Raw genomic sequence first — 16,476 nt, forward strand, 5'->3', positions numbered from 1 at the left:
ATGCATGGATCTGCAGCGCTTATCACGACGTTTCTCTGGCTTTCCAGCGCGGGCGCGGCGTTCTCTGCGCCACAAACACAGCAAGCAGATCCACACACTGCGTGGCCACCGAGCAGGCAACACCTGCTTGCGGGGCACTATGTTGGCAAGCTGCATCCAGACATTGCGCCGTGCCAGGCCGTTCGCGCGGAACTCTGGCTTGAAGCGGCACAGGGAGACAAAAGTAGTCGTCGCTATACGCTCAAGACGACGTGCATCGCCCGCGAAAGCCAACGCAGCAATAGCGTTGTCACCGAACGCGGTCCCTGGTGGCTCGACATCGTCGGCAGCGAGTGCCTGATGCTCTCCCGCGACGATGCGTCCGATCTTTCGCTCAATCCAAATCTGTACGGCTTTCGGATCAACACAGAACCTACTGCGAGCGACCAGAAACCCAGCTACTCCTTGGCCCAGGATGGGCACAACTGCCACAGCGGCGACTGGCCGGAACATCGCGACAAGGTTTTGAAACGCGTCCGCTAACACGGACCCGGCTTTAAAAGCTCAGCACGCGATGCCGGCTTAGATCGGCTAAAAACGTAGCAAGCAACCGCCCGGTGAGTGCGGACGGCACGGAGAGCCCTAGGTGCACGGGCGGACATAAGCATTCCGGGAACCGGCCCTGCCTGGCGGCCACACAGTCGTTTTGCTAGCGGCACTTAGAGCGGCTAACAAAACGTAGCGAGCAGCCGTCAGGTGGGTGCGGACGGCGCGGAGGAACCGGAGTGTACGTCGGTACATGAGGATTCCGAGCACCGGCCGCGCCCGCCTGGCGGTTGCGCAGTCGTTTTGATAGCTGCTCTTAATGGCGTGCCTGAGGCAGGCGATACCTTAATCAAGCACACCATGCAACTTGGCGTACTGCAGCAACATGATGGTCTTGGCATCGGCAATTCCGCCGGTAGCAATCATCGCCAGCGCAGCGTCGAGCGACAGTTCCAGCACCTCGATCTCTTCGCCGTCTTCTTCGACACCGCCGCCGGCGCTCACCTTGTCGCCGTCGACATATTCACCGACGAAGAAATACAGACGTTCGGTCACCGAGCCCGGGCTCATGAAGGCCTCGAAGACCTTACGCACGTTCTCGATGCGGTAGCCGGTTTCCTCTTCGGTTTCCTTGCGGATACAGGCCTCGGGATCGTCCTGATCCAGCAGGCCGGCGCAGGCTTCGATCAGCATGCCGTCGGGGTTGCCGTTGAGCAGGGTCGGCAGCCGGAACTGGCGGGTGAGCATCACCGTTTGCCTGGCGCGGCTGTACAGCAGAATGGTGGCGCCATTTCCGCGATCGTAGGCCTCGCGCGACAAGGTCTGCCAGCGGCCATCCTTGCGCTGGAAATCGAAGGTGACCTTACGTAGCACATACCAGTTGTCCGAGAGCACATCGATGGACCGAACACGAACCTGCGGGTTGCCGGTGGCGGTTGGAAGCAAGACGACACTCCTTGTGACATGACCGATCAACAGCGCAACACCGTGCCCCGCCGTCTGGCCGGGGATTGCGCGGACTGCGCAGTTTACCCGGCGCAAGGCAAGGGATGCGCCTTGCTGCATGAGGGCTGCCCTGTTTCGCGACGTGATGCCGATGAGCGTGTTGACGCATGACCTAGATGCGCCTGACGCAGTCGCACGCCAACGACCCGGTACTCACGCTGATCGCCGCGCTGCATCCCGCAACAATCGGTGCACGCCTCCACTGGACGAAACATCGCACTCCCATGGGTCACCGTCATGCGCATTCGACACCCATGGTCATGCTGATATCGCGCACGCCCAACAGTGACAACAGCTCGACACGAAGCGCACGCACGACTAGCCAATCAACATGGGACCGCCCTCCCCGCTCTCTACCGCGCACTCCCCACACTGCCCTGTCCCTCTCCAACTCAGCTACCGAGCTCTTCCACTACCGAACAACCGGAACATCCAATTGCGCGCCGGCACGCGCCGCCGCACAATCGCGCCACACCACACGCTTGGGGAGCGTCATGGAAGACCGTTTTCGCGCACGCAAGGTGGCGGCGCAGGCTGCGCCCGCACCGTTCTGGACCCGTATTCCGGCCATCGCCACCTATCCGCTGCGTGGCTCTGCGCTATATGCGCTCATCGCCTTGACCTTGTGCAGCGCGCTGCTGGTCTTGCCGGGCATCCTGAAGCTTGTTGTGCTGGGCGTGCTCGGCATGGCCACCTATACCTACGCCTTCGACATCCTGCGGCACAGCGCCAACGGCGAGCACGATGCGCCGCGGCTGGGCTACAACAGCTTCGACAGCGCCGTACTGCGGCTGATCCTGCTGGCCTTTGCACTGGGTATCGTGATCGTCGCCGCCGGCGTGATCGCCGGCAAACCTGGCTTGACCGTTGCGTACCTGGCCGTCCAGCTGTTGCTGCCCGGCATGATGATCGCCCTGGCCATCGACGGCAGCCTGCGCCGCGCACTCAATCCGGCGGTCTCTATCGACATGGCGCTACGCATCGGCTGGCCGTACCTGGCCGCCTATGGCTTGCTCTACGTCATCCAGGGCAGCGGCACGGCGGCGATCTTCGTGGCATTGAAGTACCTGCCGCCGGTGGTGCGCGAGCTGACCATCGTGGTGGCCTCGATCTGGAGCCTGTTCGCCAGCTTCCATCTGATGGGCTATCTGGTCTACCAGTACCACGAGGAACTCGGCTACGAGCCCAGCCGCGGCATTGCCCTGCAGCGCGAAGACCCCGACCAACGCCTGCTCGACGAAGCAGAGCAGTTCGTGCGCGATGGGCATTCGGACGAAGCATTTCAGGCCTTGCGCGGCGCGCTCGCGTGCGGTGAGCCTGGCGGTGCATGAGCTGTATCAGCGCCTGCTGCGCCAGCACCACCGCAACGACGAACTGCGCGACCACACCCGCCAGTACATCAATCGCCTGCTGCAGGAAAAACACGAGCGACGCGCACTGGCCCTGCAACGCGAAGCATTGGACACCGACCCCGCCTTTGCGCCGCTATTGCCCGAGCAGGCGACGCTGCTGGCCGAGCGCGCGAAGATGGCCGGGCAATACCAGCTGGCGACCGATGGCCTGTTGGCCGCGATCGGCGCGTGGCCGCGCGAGCGCATGCTGCCGGCCTGGTCGCTGGACGCCGGCTTGCTGTTGGCCGAGCGTTTCGGGCGCGACGACGACGCGCGCATGGTGCTGCAGAACGCGCTGGACCACTGCGACGATGAAGCCCAGCACGCCAAGCTGGCAGCGGCATTGAAAGCGGTCGCGATTCAACCGGCGTAAGTGGCGGCTGCGTGGCCTTTTCCGCAGCCGCTCTCACCCATTGTCCAGCAGGAACCGCGCCTTATTGGCCTGGCCCTGCTCGGGGAATTGCTCCAGTAACTGACGCAGCACGCGCGTGCGCTGCTCACCCGCCTGCAACTCGCCATGCCGCAGCGCCAGCACGAACCACTGCTGGGCAAGCTCCGCGCGCGGAGTGCTCAGCGCACTGTCTTTCAACAGCCGTTCCGCGTCGGCCAGCAGGCCGGTGCGCAGGCAATTGCCGATCAACGCCATCCGTGCCGATGGATCGCAGTCGAGGTGGTCCTTGGCTAATTCGGCCGCCACCGCCAGCTGCAGGCGCGTCTGTTCGGCGCTGTGCGCGTGCAGCCGCAGCAGCGTGTCCGCGTGCTGCTGAAGTTCCTTGCGACGGCCCGCGTTACGGGCCACCCGATAGCGCGCCAAGGCAATCTCCGCGCTGCGTGGCTGCTCGCTTGCCAGCTCTGCCAGCAGGCGCTCGGCCTCGGCATTTTCCATGCGCCCCAGATGCCGCTGTGCACGCTCCCAGCGGTCGTCCGCCTGCGCCACCGCGTCGTCCTCCATGAAAGCCGGGCGGGTCTGCCGCACCAGCACCAGCAGCACACCGAGCAGCGCGCCACTCACCAGCCCACCGGCATGCGCATCGAAGCCAATGCCTTGATTATCGCGCCAGAGCAGGTTGTAGAGCTCCCAGCCCAACCACAGCGGCAGCAGCAGAATCGCCGGACCCCGCACATAGTTGAACACCACGAAAAACCAGTAGAAAAAGCGCACCCGCCGGCGGCCCCAGACCACGCAGAACGCGCCCATCAGCGCCGCGATTGCGCCAGAGGCGCCCAGCCCGCCACCGGGCTGACCCCACCGCCACCACAGGCTCACCGCGCTCGCCCCAAACCCGCCGAGCAGGTATAGCAGCAGGAACCAGCCACTGCCGATCGCCCCTTCCAGCAACGTGCCCAGCGCCAGCAGGAACACCATGTTGCCCAGCAGATGGTCCAGGTCGCCGTGCAGGAAGGTGGCCGACAGCATGCGCTGCGGCGACCATTCCGAACTGCGCTGGATGTGGCGCAAGGTGAACACCTTGGACAGCCGCGCATCGTAGGGCGCACGCAACGCGTACCAGTCGCGTCGTTGCGCATCGTCGTCGAACAGGCGTCCGCTGCGCAGGGCATCGGTAAACGCCACATCGTTCATGGTCAGCTGCGCCAGGTAGGCCACCCGTTGCCGCGCTGGCACCTTGTCCCATTGCGCCTGGCGCGCCGCACGCACCTTCGCATCGCTCTGTGCCAGGTAGCGCGCGTGCGCCTTGCCCTCCAGCGCGCCCAGGCCGGACTCCACGTAATAGCGCACCGCATTGGCGATGAGGCCGTCGTCCTTGCGCTGGTACCCCACATGGATCACGACATTGAGCAGCACCAGCAGCAGCGTGACCCAGGGAATGTTCTGGCGCGACCAGGGTTTATGCAGCGGCATGATCAGCATGGCAGGCGTCCGTGTCCCAAGGCGCAAAGCTTCGCCGGGCGGATGCGGATGCGCAAGCGCGCCATGCGCGCTAGCATCGCGCCCCCATCCTGCCCTGTTGGTCGCCCATGAGCCGCTGGCGTCCCCCTGCCGAAAAAAGCACTGCGTTGATCACGCCGGAAGGCCATGCGCGGCTCAAGGCCGAACTGGACGAGCTGTGGCGCCTGCGTCGGCCCGAGGTGGTGCGCGCGCTCGCGGCGGCCGCAGCCGAGGGCGACCGCTCGGAAAACGCCGAGTACACCTATCGCAAGAAACAGCTGGGCGAGATCGATCGCCGCGTGCGTTACCTCAGCAAGCGGCTGGAAGCGCTGCGCGTAGTGGATACCGCGCCGACGGATCCGCAGGCGGTGTTCTTTGGTGCGCAGGTTGAGCTGGAGGATGCCGACAGCGGCGAGCTGCTGCGTTACCGCATCGTGGGGCCGGATGAGACCGACGCCGGGCGCGGCTGGATCAGCATCGATTCGCCATTGGCGCGCGCACTGCTGAAAAAGCGCGTGGACGATGAGTTCGAGGCACAACTCCCGTCGGGCAAGCACACCTTTGTGGTGGTGGTGGTGGAGTACGCGGCAACTTAGGTGGTGTGGGCGTGCGTGAGGCAATCCGGGTGGTTTGGATCCTTGCCTGCTGGTGCCGATGCGCGCGGTTGGAGGCGTGTGGTTCTGGGGTAACGCCTCATCGCGCGCTGGCGCGCTCCTACGCGGCTGGCCGTGTACGGTGGCAGTGCAGCGCACCTTGGACAGTCCAGCTGCGCTGCGGAAGCCTTGTCGCGCGCGAGCACGCTCCTACGAGGCGGGGTGTACCGATTGCACGCTGATGTGCTGGATAGTTCGGCGCACACCAGTGTCATTGCACACACCAAGCGGCCAGCGGCGCTGGCCGCTCGCTGGCACGCCGCTGCGGCTAGACCATCTGCAGGTTCAATGCGCGGGGCGGCTGCGCCGCAGGATCAGACGGCAGCGCATCACCGAACAGGTCGTGCTCGTCGCTGTCGGTGATTTCCACATCGACCAGGTCGCCCACCTTCAACTTGAGCTCGCCGCCGTTCTGGATATGCACCAGGCCGTCGATCTCCGGCGCGTCTGCACGCGAACGGGCCACCGCGATATCGTCTTCGATCAGGTCGACCAGGCATTGCTGCACGCTGCCGATCTTGGCTTCCAGCCGCGCCGCGGAAATCTCCGCCTGCCTGGCCATGAAGCGCGCCAGACGCTCCTGCTTCAGTTCTTCCGGCACCGGGTCCGGCAATGCGTTGGCGCTAGCGCCCTCCACCGGCGAATACGCAAACGCCCCGACGCGATCCAACTGCGCCTGATCCAGAAACTCCAGCAGCGCTTCGAACTCGGCATCGGTCTCGCCGGGGAAGCCGACGATGAAGGTCGAGCGCACCGTGATCTCCGGGCACATCGCCTTCCAGCGCTGCACGCGCTCCAGGGTCTTTTCCACTGCGCCCGGCCGCTTCATCAGCTTGAGGATGCGCGGGCTGGCGTGCTGGAACGGGATGTCCAGGTACGGCAGCAGCTTGCCTTCGGCCATCAGCGGAATCACATCGTCCACGTGCGGGTACGGGTACACGTAATGCAGGCGCGTCCACACGCCCAGTTCCGACAAGCCTTCGCACAGCGCCTTCATGCGGGTCTGGTACATGCGGTCGCGCCACGGGCGCTCGGCATACTTCAGGTCCACGCCGTAGGCCGAGGTGTCCTGCGAGACCACCAGCAGCTCCTTGACGCCGCCGCGCACCAGCCGCTCGGCCTCACGCAGCACCTCGTCGACCGGGCGCGAGGCCAGGTCGCCGCGCATGGAAGGAATGATGCAGAAACTGCAGCGGTGATTGCAGCCTTCGGAAATCTTCAGGTATGCGTAGTGGCGCGGCGTCAGCTTGATGCCGTAGTCCGGCACCAGATCCACGAACGGATCGTGGCGCGGCGGCAGCGCAGCGTGCACCGCCTCCATCACGCTCTGGTAGTCCTGCGGGCCGGAGACCGCCAGCACCTGCGGGTAGGCCTCGCGGATCTGCTCCGGGCGCTTGCCCAGGCAGCCGGTGACGATCACCTTGCCGTTGGCGTTCATCGCCTCGCCGATCGCATCCAGCGACTCGGTCACCGCCGAATCGATGAAGCCACAGGTATTGACCACCACCACGTCGGCGGCGTCGTAACTGGGCACGATGTCGTAGCCCTCCACGCGTAGCTGGGTGAGGATGCGTTCGGAATCGACGAGCGCCTTCGGGCAGCCAAGGCTGACGAAGCCGACTTTGGGGTTCAGCTGGGACATGGAAGCAGGAGCCTGGGAAACGGAGCGGCCTGGGGCCTGGGCAAGGCCAATTATAGCGGCGTCCGGGCAGCGCTCTGTCGGCGTTTTTCGATTTCGTGGAATCCGAGGCACGGCGACATGGCTGCATGCTGGTGCGCGAGATGGCCGGCCACCGCGCGTCAGATTTCCCGCACGCCCTCTACGGACACCACAAGCCGACGCAAGCGAGCTTCGCGCCTGGCGACGGCCTGTGGTGCTTGATTGAGATCCAGGTGCGGGGCCAACCAGCCGATCGGCGCGTTCTTCGAAGGCCTGCTTGTGCGCGAAAGCGCGTGAAAATGCCGCGGCGACGCTCGCGTCTTTCACTGCCCCTATGCATCCATAGCATCCCGCGAGAATAAAAACGCACAAGGAACAAGAAGACTCCGCATCACCTACAGCGGGAAGCGCAGTCGCTTGATCACCTGCCCATGGTCGAGTTATCCAGCTGGACGCGTAGCGGCAACATGGCGTCATTATCCTCGGCGGCCTTATCGCGACATACCCCCCAGTTCACTTTGAAAGCCGAATCTTCGCAATTCTGTTTGATGCTCGATTTTGTTTTCGATTACGTTTGATTAAACATAAAAACTAGTTCTTCATCGATGGATAAAAATCTTAATTTGTGGGATATGAGCACCTTCATCCAGCAGTATGGCGCTCTAACGGCAGATCATCCAACGCACACACCCGAAGATAGCCCGCAAACCGTTCCGTCTCCGCGATCGTCCTCAGCACATTCGCCGGAGATTCAGGAGCTAAGAAGCCTTCAGGAAACGCGGCCTGCCAGGCTTGGAGCGCGCTCCCAATCAAGCAGCAGTAAGCACGGCCTTCAGCAGTGCTCCTCCTCGCCCAGCGACGAAAGTTTTCGTCTGCACGCTGAGTTGGCAGCCTGGTGCGAGCGCGTTGAGACTAAACCCTCACTACTTGCCAAACTGGGTTGTTGTGCTGCGCCCCCAGTAGTGGGCGATCATCGCGAACAGCGCCGCGAAGCCATGGAGCGGATTATGCGCTGCTTAGATGCGGGACAAGCTGGAACGCAGCTGACACTCAGGGACCTCAACCTGTCGCAGCTGCCGCCTGGACTGCACCGCCTTGCGCACCTACGAGACCTCGACGTGGCGGACAACGTGAACCTCACGCGTCTGCCAGAAGACTTGAGCCTTTGCAAACACCTTGAGCGGATCAACGCTGACGGTTGCTCCATTGCGGCACTGCCATCGAAAATCGGTGCACTCAAGAATCTAAGTGAGATTTCTCTCGCGTTCAATGAACTGAGAACCCTTCCAGATTCGATTGGCCAATGCAGCAGCCTGACTACGATTGTGGTGCCCGGTTGCAAGATCAATAAATTGCCTGCAAGCCTTGCCAACTTGACGCAGCTGAAAAAGCTGGATGTTGCAGCCAATATTGAACTGAGTGAGCTGTCGCCGCATATGAACCTGGACGATGTAGCTGTGCACAGCACACAGACGCGATTGGGATTGATGCACCGAATATTCAAGGCGCCGACGTTCGATCCAGAGACCAGACAGAGGTTGTCCTACCAAGCTTCAGCGCTGCGCGACCGGTGGGCCGCGCTATCGCATCATCTATCGCCGCAAGCGCGAGCACGGGTTGATCAAATGCGTGAGGGTGCATCGACCACACTTTCCAGTCAAGATCACAAAGCCTCCACCGCGTGGAAGACTGCCACAGAGAAGGTCAGCAGTTGGGCAGAGGAAGGGGCACCGATCACACTTGATCGGATTTTCAAACTAAACCAACTGCTGCTCCCCGAGGGGGATGATGATAATGACCCAATTGGCGGCCAACTGCGCAAGGTCGGCATACAAGCTGCCCCTAGCAATACATGGACGGAGTGTCGGTACCCTCCGCCCGAGACCCTGAAAGACGAAATGGCGAAGTTTTCCGGATGGCTCGAACATAGTGAACAGCAAGCGCATGCGCGTGACGCGTTGGGACATATCGAGTTTGCCGCACAGCTTCACCAGCGCTTGGTCAGTCTGCATCCTTTCGATGACGCAAATGGCCGGACAGCGCGTCTTGCGATGGATTGGGCGCTGCAACGGCACGGTTTGCCGCCTGCCCCGCCCGTTGGTGAAGCAAGCCGCCTGCCAGCGTCATTTCTTGGGGGAAAGCGCGTCAGTCCGGAGAAGGTTGTCTTGGAAACGCTGGAGGGTATTGCCACGGTTATGAACCAGGTTCACCAGTAGACCTACACGCCTCAATGCTCAGAACTGCGGCAAGTGCGGCCCGCGGCTGTTCCAACGCGGACCACGGCTTCCGTTGGATCAATTACATCAGCGCAGGCACCGGGCCGGCGTCCTGAACCGCGCTGGCCTGCGGCCGCCTGGTGGCAACATCTTCCTCACCTTTCGCGTCGCCGATTCGGCTGATAATGCGCGCTCCCCGTATTGCAGCAGGATTTTCCATGGGTCACTGGACCACGCTCGACACCCCCGACGGCCAGGTCGCCGCCTGGCACGCCACTCCGACCACCAGCCCGCGCGGCGGCCTGGTGGTGATTCAGGAGATCTTCGGCGTCAACGAACATATCCGCGCGGTGGCCGACGACTATGCCGCGCGCGGCTACGAAGTCCTGGCACCGGCCTTCTTCGACCTGGAAGAGAAGGACGTGCAGTTGCCCTACGACCAGCAAAGCCTGCAGCGCGGCCTGGCACTGGCCAATGCAGTCGGCCTGGAGCGCGCGGTGGAGGTGGTCAAATCCGCCGCTACCCTGCTCAGCCGAGCCGGCAAGGTCGGCACCGTGGGCTATTGCTGGGGCGGCTCGGTGGCGCTGCTGTCGGCGATCCGCCTGGGGCTGCCCTCGGTGAGCTATTACGGCGGCCGCAATACGCAGCTGCTGGACGAAACGCCCAAGGCGCCGGTGATGTTCCACTTCGGGGAGCAGGACAGCAGCATTCCGCCCGAAGCGATCCAGGCGCACCGCGAAAAGCTGCCGCAGATGGAGACCTTCGTCTACCCGACCGGGCACGCCTTCAACCGCAGCATCGACCCGAACCACTACGACGCCGACAGCGCCGAGCGGGCGCTGGAGCGCACCCTGGGCTTCTTCGACGCCCACCTGGGATGAGCGGACCCGTCTCGAATGCGCCCGCCACGGGCGCCTTTGAACTGGATGCGCGGCTGGCCGCCGACAGCGTCTTCGTCGCCGACGGCCCGCTGTCGCAGGTGCGGCTGATGGACGACACCCGCTTCCCGTGGCTGGTGCTGGTGCCGCGGGTGGCCGAGGTCAGCGAGTGGATCGACCTGGATGGCGGCCAGCAGCGTCTGTTGCTGGCCGAGATCAACCAGCTCTCGCAGCTGCTGCGAGTCGAGCCGCAGGTGAGCAAGCTCAATATCGGCGCGCTGGGCAACATCGTGCGCCAGCTGCATGTGCACCTGGTCGGCCGCCATCCCGGCGATGCGGCCTGGCCCGGGCCGGTGTGGGGCAGCGGCAGCGCGCACCGGTTTGCGCCCGACGCACTGCAGGAGCGTGTCGCGGCATGGGCGCAACGGCTACGATAGGCGCCCGTCTTTCAACCAGCCTTCCGCATGAAATCCAATGTCGTTGCCGCGCTGATCCTGATCCTCGTCGGCCTGCTGTTCCTGGCCAATAACCTGGGCTGGACCAATCTCAGCCTGGGCAAGCTGATCGCCACCTGGTGGCCTGCCGCGCTGGTCGCTTGCGGCGTGGGGATGTTGTTCGGGCGGGGCAAGTAGCCGGGAATTGGGAATGGGGTGAGCAGTCAATCAGCCCCGTGCGTAATCAGAGCGCCAAGATCCCTTCTTCCATCGGGAGAAGGTGCCCCGAAGGGGCGGTGAGGGTACGCGCGAAGCCTCATGTGCATTCGACTGCACCGTAGAAAAAACAGGGGTTCCGCACCCCTGAAGACGTCGACGACCTGATTGCCAGCGATCAACCGAAGGCGACATGGTTACCAATGCAGTCATGACCTTGCGGTCTTCGACATGACCTTTGTCATCCGCAATTGTTGACTTCCGGCACCTGATCGGCGCGCGCATCGCGCGCAGCATGGCCTCACACCTACCGAGGACATCGCCATGCGCTACCGCCTGATTCCTGCACTGTTTCTGATCACGCTGGGCAGCTTATTCCTGCTGGATAACCTCGGGCTGGCCCGTTTCGATCTTGGCAACCTGGTGTCGACCTGGTGGCCAGCGTTTCTGATCGCCGCTGGCGTGCGCCAACTGCTGCGCTACCGGCAGCGCACGGCCGTGACCTGCTGAGGCAGGGTCACGGCCGCATCACTGCATCACGTGCGCGGCAGGGTCACGCCGGTCTGGCCCTGGTACTTGCCGCCTCGGTCCTTGTACGAGGTTTCGCACACCTCATCGGACTGGAAAAACAGCATTTGCGCCACGCCTTCGTTGGCGTAGATGCGCGCCGGCAGCGGCGTGGTGTTGCTGAATTCCAACGTGACGCGGCCTTCCCATTCCGGCTCCAGCGGCGTCACGTTGACGATGATGCCGCAGCGCGCGTAGGTGCTCTTGCCCAGGCACACCACCAGCGTGTCGCGCGGAATGCGGAAGTATTCGACCGTGCGTGCCAGCGCAAAGCTGTTCGGCGGAATGATGCAGACGTCCGACTCGATATCGACGAAGCTGCCCGGGTCGAAATGCTTCGGGTCGACGATCGTCGAGTTGATGTTGGTGAAGATCTTGAACTCGCGCGAGCAGCGCACGTCATAGCCGTAGCTGGAGGTGCCGAAGCTGACGATGCGCTGGCCGGCGGCGTCGTGCTTGATCTGGCCGGGTTCGAACGGCTCGATCATGGCGTGCTGCTCGGCCATGCGCTTGATCCAGCGGTCGCTCTTGATGCTCATGCGGTGTTCCTTGAAGACGGAAGGCGGCGGGCCGAGCGGCCCGCGCGAAGACGGCGAATTCTACCAGCGGCCGGCACCGGAGGCCGGCCGACGCATCAGAGCAGCGAGGCAGAAATCGGGATGCTGGCGCGCGGGCGCTTGGCCAGCTCCTCCGACAGCCGCGCAGCCGCCGCCAGATAGGCCTGCGCGGCTGCCGATTCCGGCGCGGCGATCACAATCGGCTGGCCCGCATCGCCCTGCTCGCGGATGCCGATATCCAGCGGCAGCGACCCCAGCAGCGGCACGCCGTACTGCGCGGCCATGCGCTCGCCGCCGCCTTCGCCGAACAGATGTTCGCGATGCCCGCAGTTGGAGCAGGTGTGCACCGCCATGTTCTCGACGATGCCCAGCACCGGCACTTCGACCTTTTCGAACATCTTCAAGGCCTTGCGCGCATCCAGCGTGGCGATGTCCTGCGGCGTGGTGACGATCACCGCACCGGCCACCGGGATCTTCTGCGACAAGGTGAGCTGGATGTCGCCGGTGCCTGGCGGCAGATCGATCAGCAGGTAATCCAGGTCGTCCCACAGCGTGTCGTTGAACAGCTGGGTCAACGCCGAGGTGGCCATCGGGCCGCGCCAGATCATCGGTGTGTCCTGATCGACCAGCAGCCCGATCGACATCGCCTCGATGCCGAACGCGCGCAATGGCTCGATCGACTTGTTGTCCGGGCTGTCGGGCTTGCCGCTCAACCCCAGCATCGCCGGCACGCTCGGCCCGTAGATGTCCGCGTCGAGCACACCAACCCGCGCGCCATGCTGCTGCAGCGCTAGCGCCAGATTGACCGCGGTAGTGGACTTGCCCACCCCGCCCTTACCCGAGCCCACCGCAATCACGTTGCGGATGCGCGCGTGCGGCGCGAGGGCGCCCTGCACCGCGTGCGCGGCGATCCTGCGCTCGGTACTCATGCGCGGCGTCCCGGCTGCGCAGCTGGCGCTGCGCGTGTGATTTTTCTGCTCATTGCCTTACCCAACTGAAGTCGACGACGCCCAGCGGCAACAACGGCCGGCGCGATCCGCCATGGACCGCCAAGTGTACCGGCGCAGCCGCTGTTGCTTGAGCGATTGTGGTGCCTTGCCCTGCTGAGCCAGCTGCCTCAACCGTGTCAACGCGCGACATATTTCACAAAGGTGGACACACGATTAAGGAATTGTCACGTTCGAAAATCAGTTCAGCCGGCGCTCAGCGAGCACGGCTGTCGCATCAACCCAGCGAGGATCCGCAAGGCATGTCGAGTCGTTCTCTGCACCGTACCCGTCGTCACCGCTTGAGCGCGGCGTTGCTCGCCGTGCTGGTCGCCCCCGCAGGCCACGCGCTTGCGCAGTCCGAAAATGGCGTTGCCCCGGACACCACCGATCTGGACAAGGTGACCGTCACCGGCTCGCGCATCGCGCGTACCGGCTTTGTCACTCCCTCGCCGGTCACCGCGATCACCGCCGAAGAAATCCGCGCCACCGGTGCCACCACCATCAGCGACCTGATGGCGCGCATGCCGGCGTTGGCGCCGAGCTACACGCTGGGCAACTCCACCCGCTTCATCGGCACCGCGGGCCTGGGCCTGCTCGACCTGCGCGGCATGGGCGTGGATCGCACGCTGGTGCTGGTCAACGGCCGTCGCCATGTGGGTTCCAGCCCGGGCTCTACCGCGGTCGACGTCAACACCATCCCGGTGGAATGGGTCGAGCGCGTGGAAGTCATCACCGGCGGCGCCTCGGCGGTGTACGGCGCTGACGCGGTGGCGGGCGTGGTGAACTTCATCCTCAAGAAATCGTTCACCGGCTTCGAAACCCGCGCGCAAACCGGCCTGGCCGACGAAGGCAACTACAACCGCTCCTTCGCCAGTTTCTCGGCAGGCACCGACTTTGCCGGTGGGCGCGGCAACATCGCCGTTTCCGGCGAATACAGCAAGCAGGACCGCTTTGGCCGCGGCAACCGCGCCATCGGCCGCGAGTACCTGGTGACGGTGCCCAACCCCGCCTACGACCCGACCCGTCCGCCAAGCGAACGCAATCCGCAGAACGTGCTCAGCGGCCCCGGTGGTAACCATTCCACCAGCTATGGCGGCACCTTCAACCTGGGCACCTTCGATTTCCGCAACCCGGCCAGCTACGGCAACCGCTACCTGTTCAATGAAGACGGCACGTTCCGCCGCAATCGTTATGACGGCACCGTGGTGAGCAACACCTCGTGCGTGGATTGCGACTTTGCCGACCTCAACGCCGTGGCCGATTTGCAGCCCGGCTTCGATCGCAAGAGCGTCAACACGATGGTCAACTTCGAGCTCAGCGAGAATCATCGCCTGTTCTTCGAAGGCAAGTACAGCGAGACCGATTCGGAATTCTTCGGCCAGCCCGCCTTCGACAGCTCGCTACGCGTGCGTCGGCAGAACCCGTATGTCAGTCCCGAACTCGGTGCGCTGATGGATTCACGCGGTGCCACGCAGATCCTGATGAATCGCTTCAACGTCGATGCCGGTCGGCGCGGCGAAAACATCGAACGCAAGACCTACCGTGCAGTGCTCGGCGCCGAAGGCAACTTCACCGACAACTGGACCTACGACGTGTCGGCCAACTACGGCAAGACCACGGTTGACCGCCAGAACCTCAACAACCGCATCAACGAGCGCTGGCAGGCCGGCATTGATGCGGCACGTGACGCCAGCGGCAATATCGTGTGCCGTACCACGCTCGATCCGAATGCCATCAACCCCAATACCAATCGCGTGTATTCGGCGCTGGCCCGCGAAGGCTGCGTGCCCTTCAGCGTGTTCGGCAACGGCGCGGTGAGCCCGGAAGCAGCAGCGTGGTTCAACACCACCGCCCGCTCGCAGGCCAAGATCCAGCAGACGGTCTTCAGCGCCTCGGTGGCCAACAGCAACCTGCTGTCGCTGCCGGCCGGTGACATCGGCATCGCCGGTGGCGTGGAATACCGCAAGGAACAGAGCGAAGAAATCACCGATCCGCTGGCCGCATCGGGCGTGACCTTCCTCAATGCCATCCCGAACAGCGGCGGCGAGTACACCGTGCGGGAAGTGTTCGTGGAGAGCACCATTCCGCTGCTGGCGGGTTTGCCCGGTGTGGATCGGCTCGCACTGGATCTGGCCGGCCGCTATTCGGACTACAGCAGCATCGGCTCGACCAAGACCTGGAACATCGGCCTGGACTGGACCATCATCCCGTCGCTGCGTCTGCGCGGCACGCTGGCCCAGGCGGTGCGCGCGCCCAGCATCGGTGAGCTGTACGACTCGCAGAGCGAAAACTTCGCCACCATCAACGACCCCTGCAATTACCTCTCCAGCAACAGCAACCGCCCCGGCACCGCCGGCGATGTGGCGCTACGCCAGGCCAATTGCAGTGCCTTGGGCGTTCCGGTGGGCTGGATCGATACCTACACCGCCAACCGCCCCGGCGTGAGCGGCGGCAATCCGGAACTGAAGCCGGAACGCGCGCGCAGCCTGTCGTACGGCTTGGTGTGGCAGCCGGAGTTCTTCGAAGGTTTCGGCATGTCGGTTGACTACTGGCGCATCGACCTGCAGGACGCAATTGGCTCGGTGACGGCCGAAACCAATTCCACGCGTTGCGTGGACAACCCGGGCGGCATCAACAACAGCTTCTGCGGCTTCGTGCAGCGCGCACCGCTGGGTGGCTTCACCGACCCGCAAGGCCGGATCTATCCCGAACACAGCATCATCGGGTGGCAGGCGCTCAACGAAAACCTGGCGCGCTCGCGGCGTGTCGGCGTGGATCTGGAAATGGATTACCGCTTCCAGCTGGGCGAAGGCAACACCGTGTTGCGCCTGGTCGGCACGCGGCTGATCCAGTCACGCGAGTGGGTGTTCCAGGATTTCCCGGAAGAGTACGACGAGTACGTGACCTACGTGACCGACCCGCGCTGGCGTGCGCAGTTCCAGACCAAATACAACTGGAACGAATGGCGCGCCTCGTGGGACATGAACTATGTGGACGGCAACCTGCGCGTGACCCCGGAGAGCTACAACAGCAACCCGGGCTCGGCCAGCCCGATCAAGAACGGCTCGTACACCTACCACAACTTCCAGTTCGGTTATCAGTTCCCCGGCTCGAAGATCGATGTGTATCTCGGCATCGACAACGCCTTCGACAAGGACCCGCCGCGTAACTACTTCGGTTCGGACTTTACTTCCGCGCTGTACGACAACGTGGGCCGGTTCTTCTACCTGGGGACGACTGTGAAGTTCTAAGTGCTGGCATCAGCCGCAGCACCGGAAGGCCCCGCTTGTCGGGGCCTTTTTAGTTTCTTTCGAAACCTACTGCGGTGCTTATTGGTTTTTACTGAAACTAATAGCTGATGGATTTCACATTAATCGGCTGTTATCTGAAGAAATTACGAAGATGAATTCACAGAGGCCAATCGTCATGCATTGTGCGAACTGGCAACAAATTGTGCTGACTTCCGCACTTTCAACGCGGATGTCCGTCATTTCATT

The 16,476-nt window shown here is 63.5% G+C and carries 13 protein-coding genes, 1 other RNA gene and 1 pseudogene; 9 read left to right on the forward strand and 6 right to left on the reverse strand.

The window, feature by feature from the left end:
• Positions 1–522: a hypothetical protein gene (locus XCC_RS13295; RefSeq protein ID WP_012437940.1), complete on the forward strand. Its 522-nt coding sequence runs from the start codon at positions 1–3 to the stop codon at positions 520–522.
• 183 nt (positions 523–705) lie between these two features.
• On the opposite strand, the gene XCC_RS13300 is transcribed toward XCC_RS13295, so the two are convergent.
• A non-coding RNA gene (locus tag XCC_RS13300) (sX9 sRNA) lies at positions 706–780 on the reverse strand.
• A 90-nt stretch (positions 781–870) separates the two neighbouring features.
• Positions 871–1,470, reverse strand: a complete 600-nt coding sequence (gene nudK / locus XCC_RS13305; protein WP_011037689.1) for a GDP-mannose pyrophosphatase NudK — start codon at positions 1,468–1,470, stop codon at positions 871–873.
• A 554-nt stretch (positions 1,471–2,024) separates the two neighbouring features.
• On the opposite strand from nudK, the pseudogene XCC_RS13310 reads away from it, so the two are divergent.
• Positions 2,025–3,294: pseudogene (locus XCC_RS13310) on the forward strand (hypothetical protein).
• A gap of 33 nt (positions 3,295–3,327) precedes the next feature.
• Here the strand turns inward: XCC_RS13310 and XCC_RS13315 are convergent.
• Positions 3,328–4,791, reverse strand: coding sequence for a rhomboid family intramembrane serine protease (locus tag XCC_RS13315; RefSeq protein ID WP_019237515.1), 1,464 nt, complete (start codon positions 4,789–4,791; stop codon positions 3,328–3,330).
• Positions 4,792–4,898: 107 nt separating this feature from the next.
• Between XCC_RS13315 and greB the strand changes: the two genes are divergently transcribed.
• Complete coding sequence (greB, locus tag XCC_RS13320) at positions 4,899–5,405, forward strand: transcription elongation factor GreB (RefSeq protein ID WP_011037693.1); 507 nt, start codon at positions 4,899–4,901, stop codon at positions 5,403–5,405.
• Between the two features lie 325 nt (positions 5,406–5,730).
• On the opposite strand, the gene rimO is transcribed toward greB, so the two are convergent.
• Positions 5,731–7,104 (reverse strand): 30S ribosomal protein S12 methylthiotransferase RimO, encoded by a 1,374-nt coding sequence (gene rimO / locus XCC_RS13325; protein ID WP_011037694.1) that lies wholly within the window; start codon positions 7,102–7,104, stop codon positions 5,731–5,733.
• 623 nt (positions 7,105–7,727) lie between these two features.
• On the opposite strand from rimO, the gene xopAC reads away from it, so the two are divergent.
• From xopAC to XCC_RS13345, 5 genes are all read left to right on the forward strand, one after another.
• Complete coding sequence (gene xopAC / locus XCC_RS13330) at positions 7,728–9,338, forward strand: uridine 5'-monophosphate transferase XopAC (RefSeq protein ID WP_011037695.1); 1,611 nt, start codon at positions 7,728–7,730, stop codon at positions 9,336–9,338.
• Between the two features lie 218 nt (positions 9,339–9,556).
• Positions 9,557–10,219 carry a dienelactone hydrolase family protein gene (locus XCC_RS13335; RefSeq protein ID WP_011037696.1) on the forward strand — a complete coding sequence of 221 codons (663 nt, stop codon included), beginning with the start codon at positions 9,557–9,559 and terminating at the stop codon, positions 10,217–10,219.
• Positions 10,216–10,653: an HIT family protein gene (locus XCC_RS13340; protein WP_011037697.1), complete on the forward strand. Its 438-nt coding sequence runs from the start codon at positions 10,216–10,218 to the stop codon at positions 10,651–10,653. Before XCC_RS13335 ends, XCC_RS13340 begins: the two co-directional genes overlap by 4 nt.
• A gap of 27 nt (positions 10,654–10,680) precedes the next feature.
• Positions 10,681–10,848: a LiaI-LiaF-like domain-containing protein gene (locus XCC_RS22125; RefSeq protein WP_011037698.1), complete on the forward strand. Its 168-nt coding sequence runs from the start codon at positions 10,681–10,683 to the stop codon at positions 10,846–10,848.
• Between the two features lie 342 nt (positions 10,849–11,190).
• Entirely contained in the window at positions 11,191–11,376 is a 186-nt protein-coding gene (locus XCC_RS13345) for a LiaI-LiaF-like domain-containing protein (protein ID WP_011037699.1), read from the forward strand.
• A 26-nt stretch (positions 11,377–11,402) separates the two neighbouring features.
• Here XCC_RS13345 and dcd read toward each other — a convergent pair whose 3' ends face one another.
• Positions 11,403–11,972 (reverse strand): dCTP deaminase, encoded by a 570-nt coding sequence (gene dcd, locus XCC_RS13350; protein WP_011037700.1) that lies wholly within the window; start codon positions 11,970–11,972, stop codon positions 11,403–11,405.
• A gap of 95 nt (positions 11,973–12,067) precedes the next feature.
• Positions 12,068–12,919, reverse strand: a complete 852-nt coding sequence (apbC, locus tag XCC_RS13355) for an iron-sulfur cluster carrier protein ApbC (protein ID WP_011037701.1) — start codon at positions 12,917–12,919, stop codon at positions 12,068–12,070.
• 320 nt (positions 12,920–13,239) lie between these two features.
• On the opposite strand from apbC, the gene XCC_RS13360 reads away from it, so the two are divergent.
• Positions 13,240–16,230, forward strand: coding sequence for a TonB-dependent receptor plug domain-containing protein (locus tag XCC_RS13360; protein WP_011037702.1), 2,991 nt, complete (start codon positions 13,240–13,242; stop codon positions 16,228–16,230).
• Positions 16,231–16,476: the final 246 nt, after the last annotated feature.

Origin of the sequence: Xanthomonas campestris pv. campestris str. ATCC 33913 (assembly GCF_000007145.1) — a bacterium.
Taxonomy (GTDB): Bacteria; Pseudomonadota; Gammaproteobacteria; order Xanthomonadales; family Xanthomonadaceae; genus Xanthomonas; species Xanthomonas campestris.

Excerpts from the sequence above, each read along its gene's own strand:
- XCC_RS13295 (WP_012437940.1), top strand. The coding sequence starts at position 1 with ATGCATGGATCTGCAGCGCTTATCACGACGTTTCTCTGGCTTTCCAGC.
- XCC_RS13315 (WP_019237515.1), bottom strand. The coding sequence starts at position 4,791 with ATGCTGATCATGCCGCTGCATAAACCCTGGTCGCGCCAGAACATTCCC.
- greB (WP_011037693.1), top strand. The coding sequence starts at position 4,899 with ATGAGCCGCTGGCGTCCCCCTGCCGAAAAAAGCACTGCGTTGATCACG.
- rimO (WP_011037694.1), bottom strand. The coding sequence starts at position 7,104 with ATGTCCCAGCTGAACCCCAAAGTCGGCTTCGTCAGCCTTGGCTGCCCG.
- xopAC (WP_011037695.1), top strand. The coding sequence starts at position 7,728 with ATGGATAAAAATCTTAATTTGTGGGATATGAGCACCTTCATCCAGCAG.
- XCC_RS13335 (WP_011037696.1), top strand. The coding sequence starts at position 9,557 with ATGGGTCACTGGACCACGCTCGACACCCCCGACGGCCAGGTCGCCGCC.
- XCC_RS13340 (WP_011037697.1), top strand. The coding sequence starts at position 10,216 with ATGAGCGGACCCGTCTCGAATGCGCCCGCCACGGGCGCCTTTGAACTG.
- XCC_RS22125 (WP_011037698.1), top strand. The coding sequence starts at position 10,681 with ATGAAATCCAATGTCGTTGCCGCGCTGATCCTGATCCTCGTCGGCCTG.
- XCC_RS13345 (WP_011037699.1), top strand. The coding sequence starts at position 11,191 with ATGCGCTACCGCCTGATTCCTGCACTGTTTCTGATCACGCTGGGCAGC.
- dcd (WP_011037700.1), bottom strand. The coding sequence starts at position 11,972 with ATGAGCATCAAGAGCGACCGCTGGATCAAGCGCATGGCCGAGCAGCAC.
- apbC (WP_011037701.1), bottom strand. The coding sequence starts at position 12,919 with ATGAGTACCGAGCGCAGGATCGCCGCGCACGCGGTGCAGGGCGCCCTC.
- XCC_RS13360 (WP_011037702.1), top strand. The coding sequence starts at position 13,240 with ATGTCGAGTCGTTCTCTGCACCGTACCCGTCGTCACCGCTTGAGCGCG.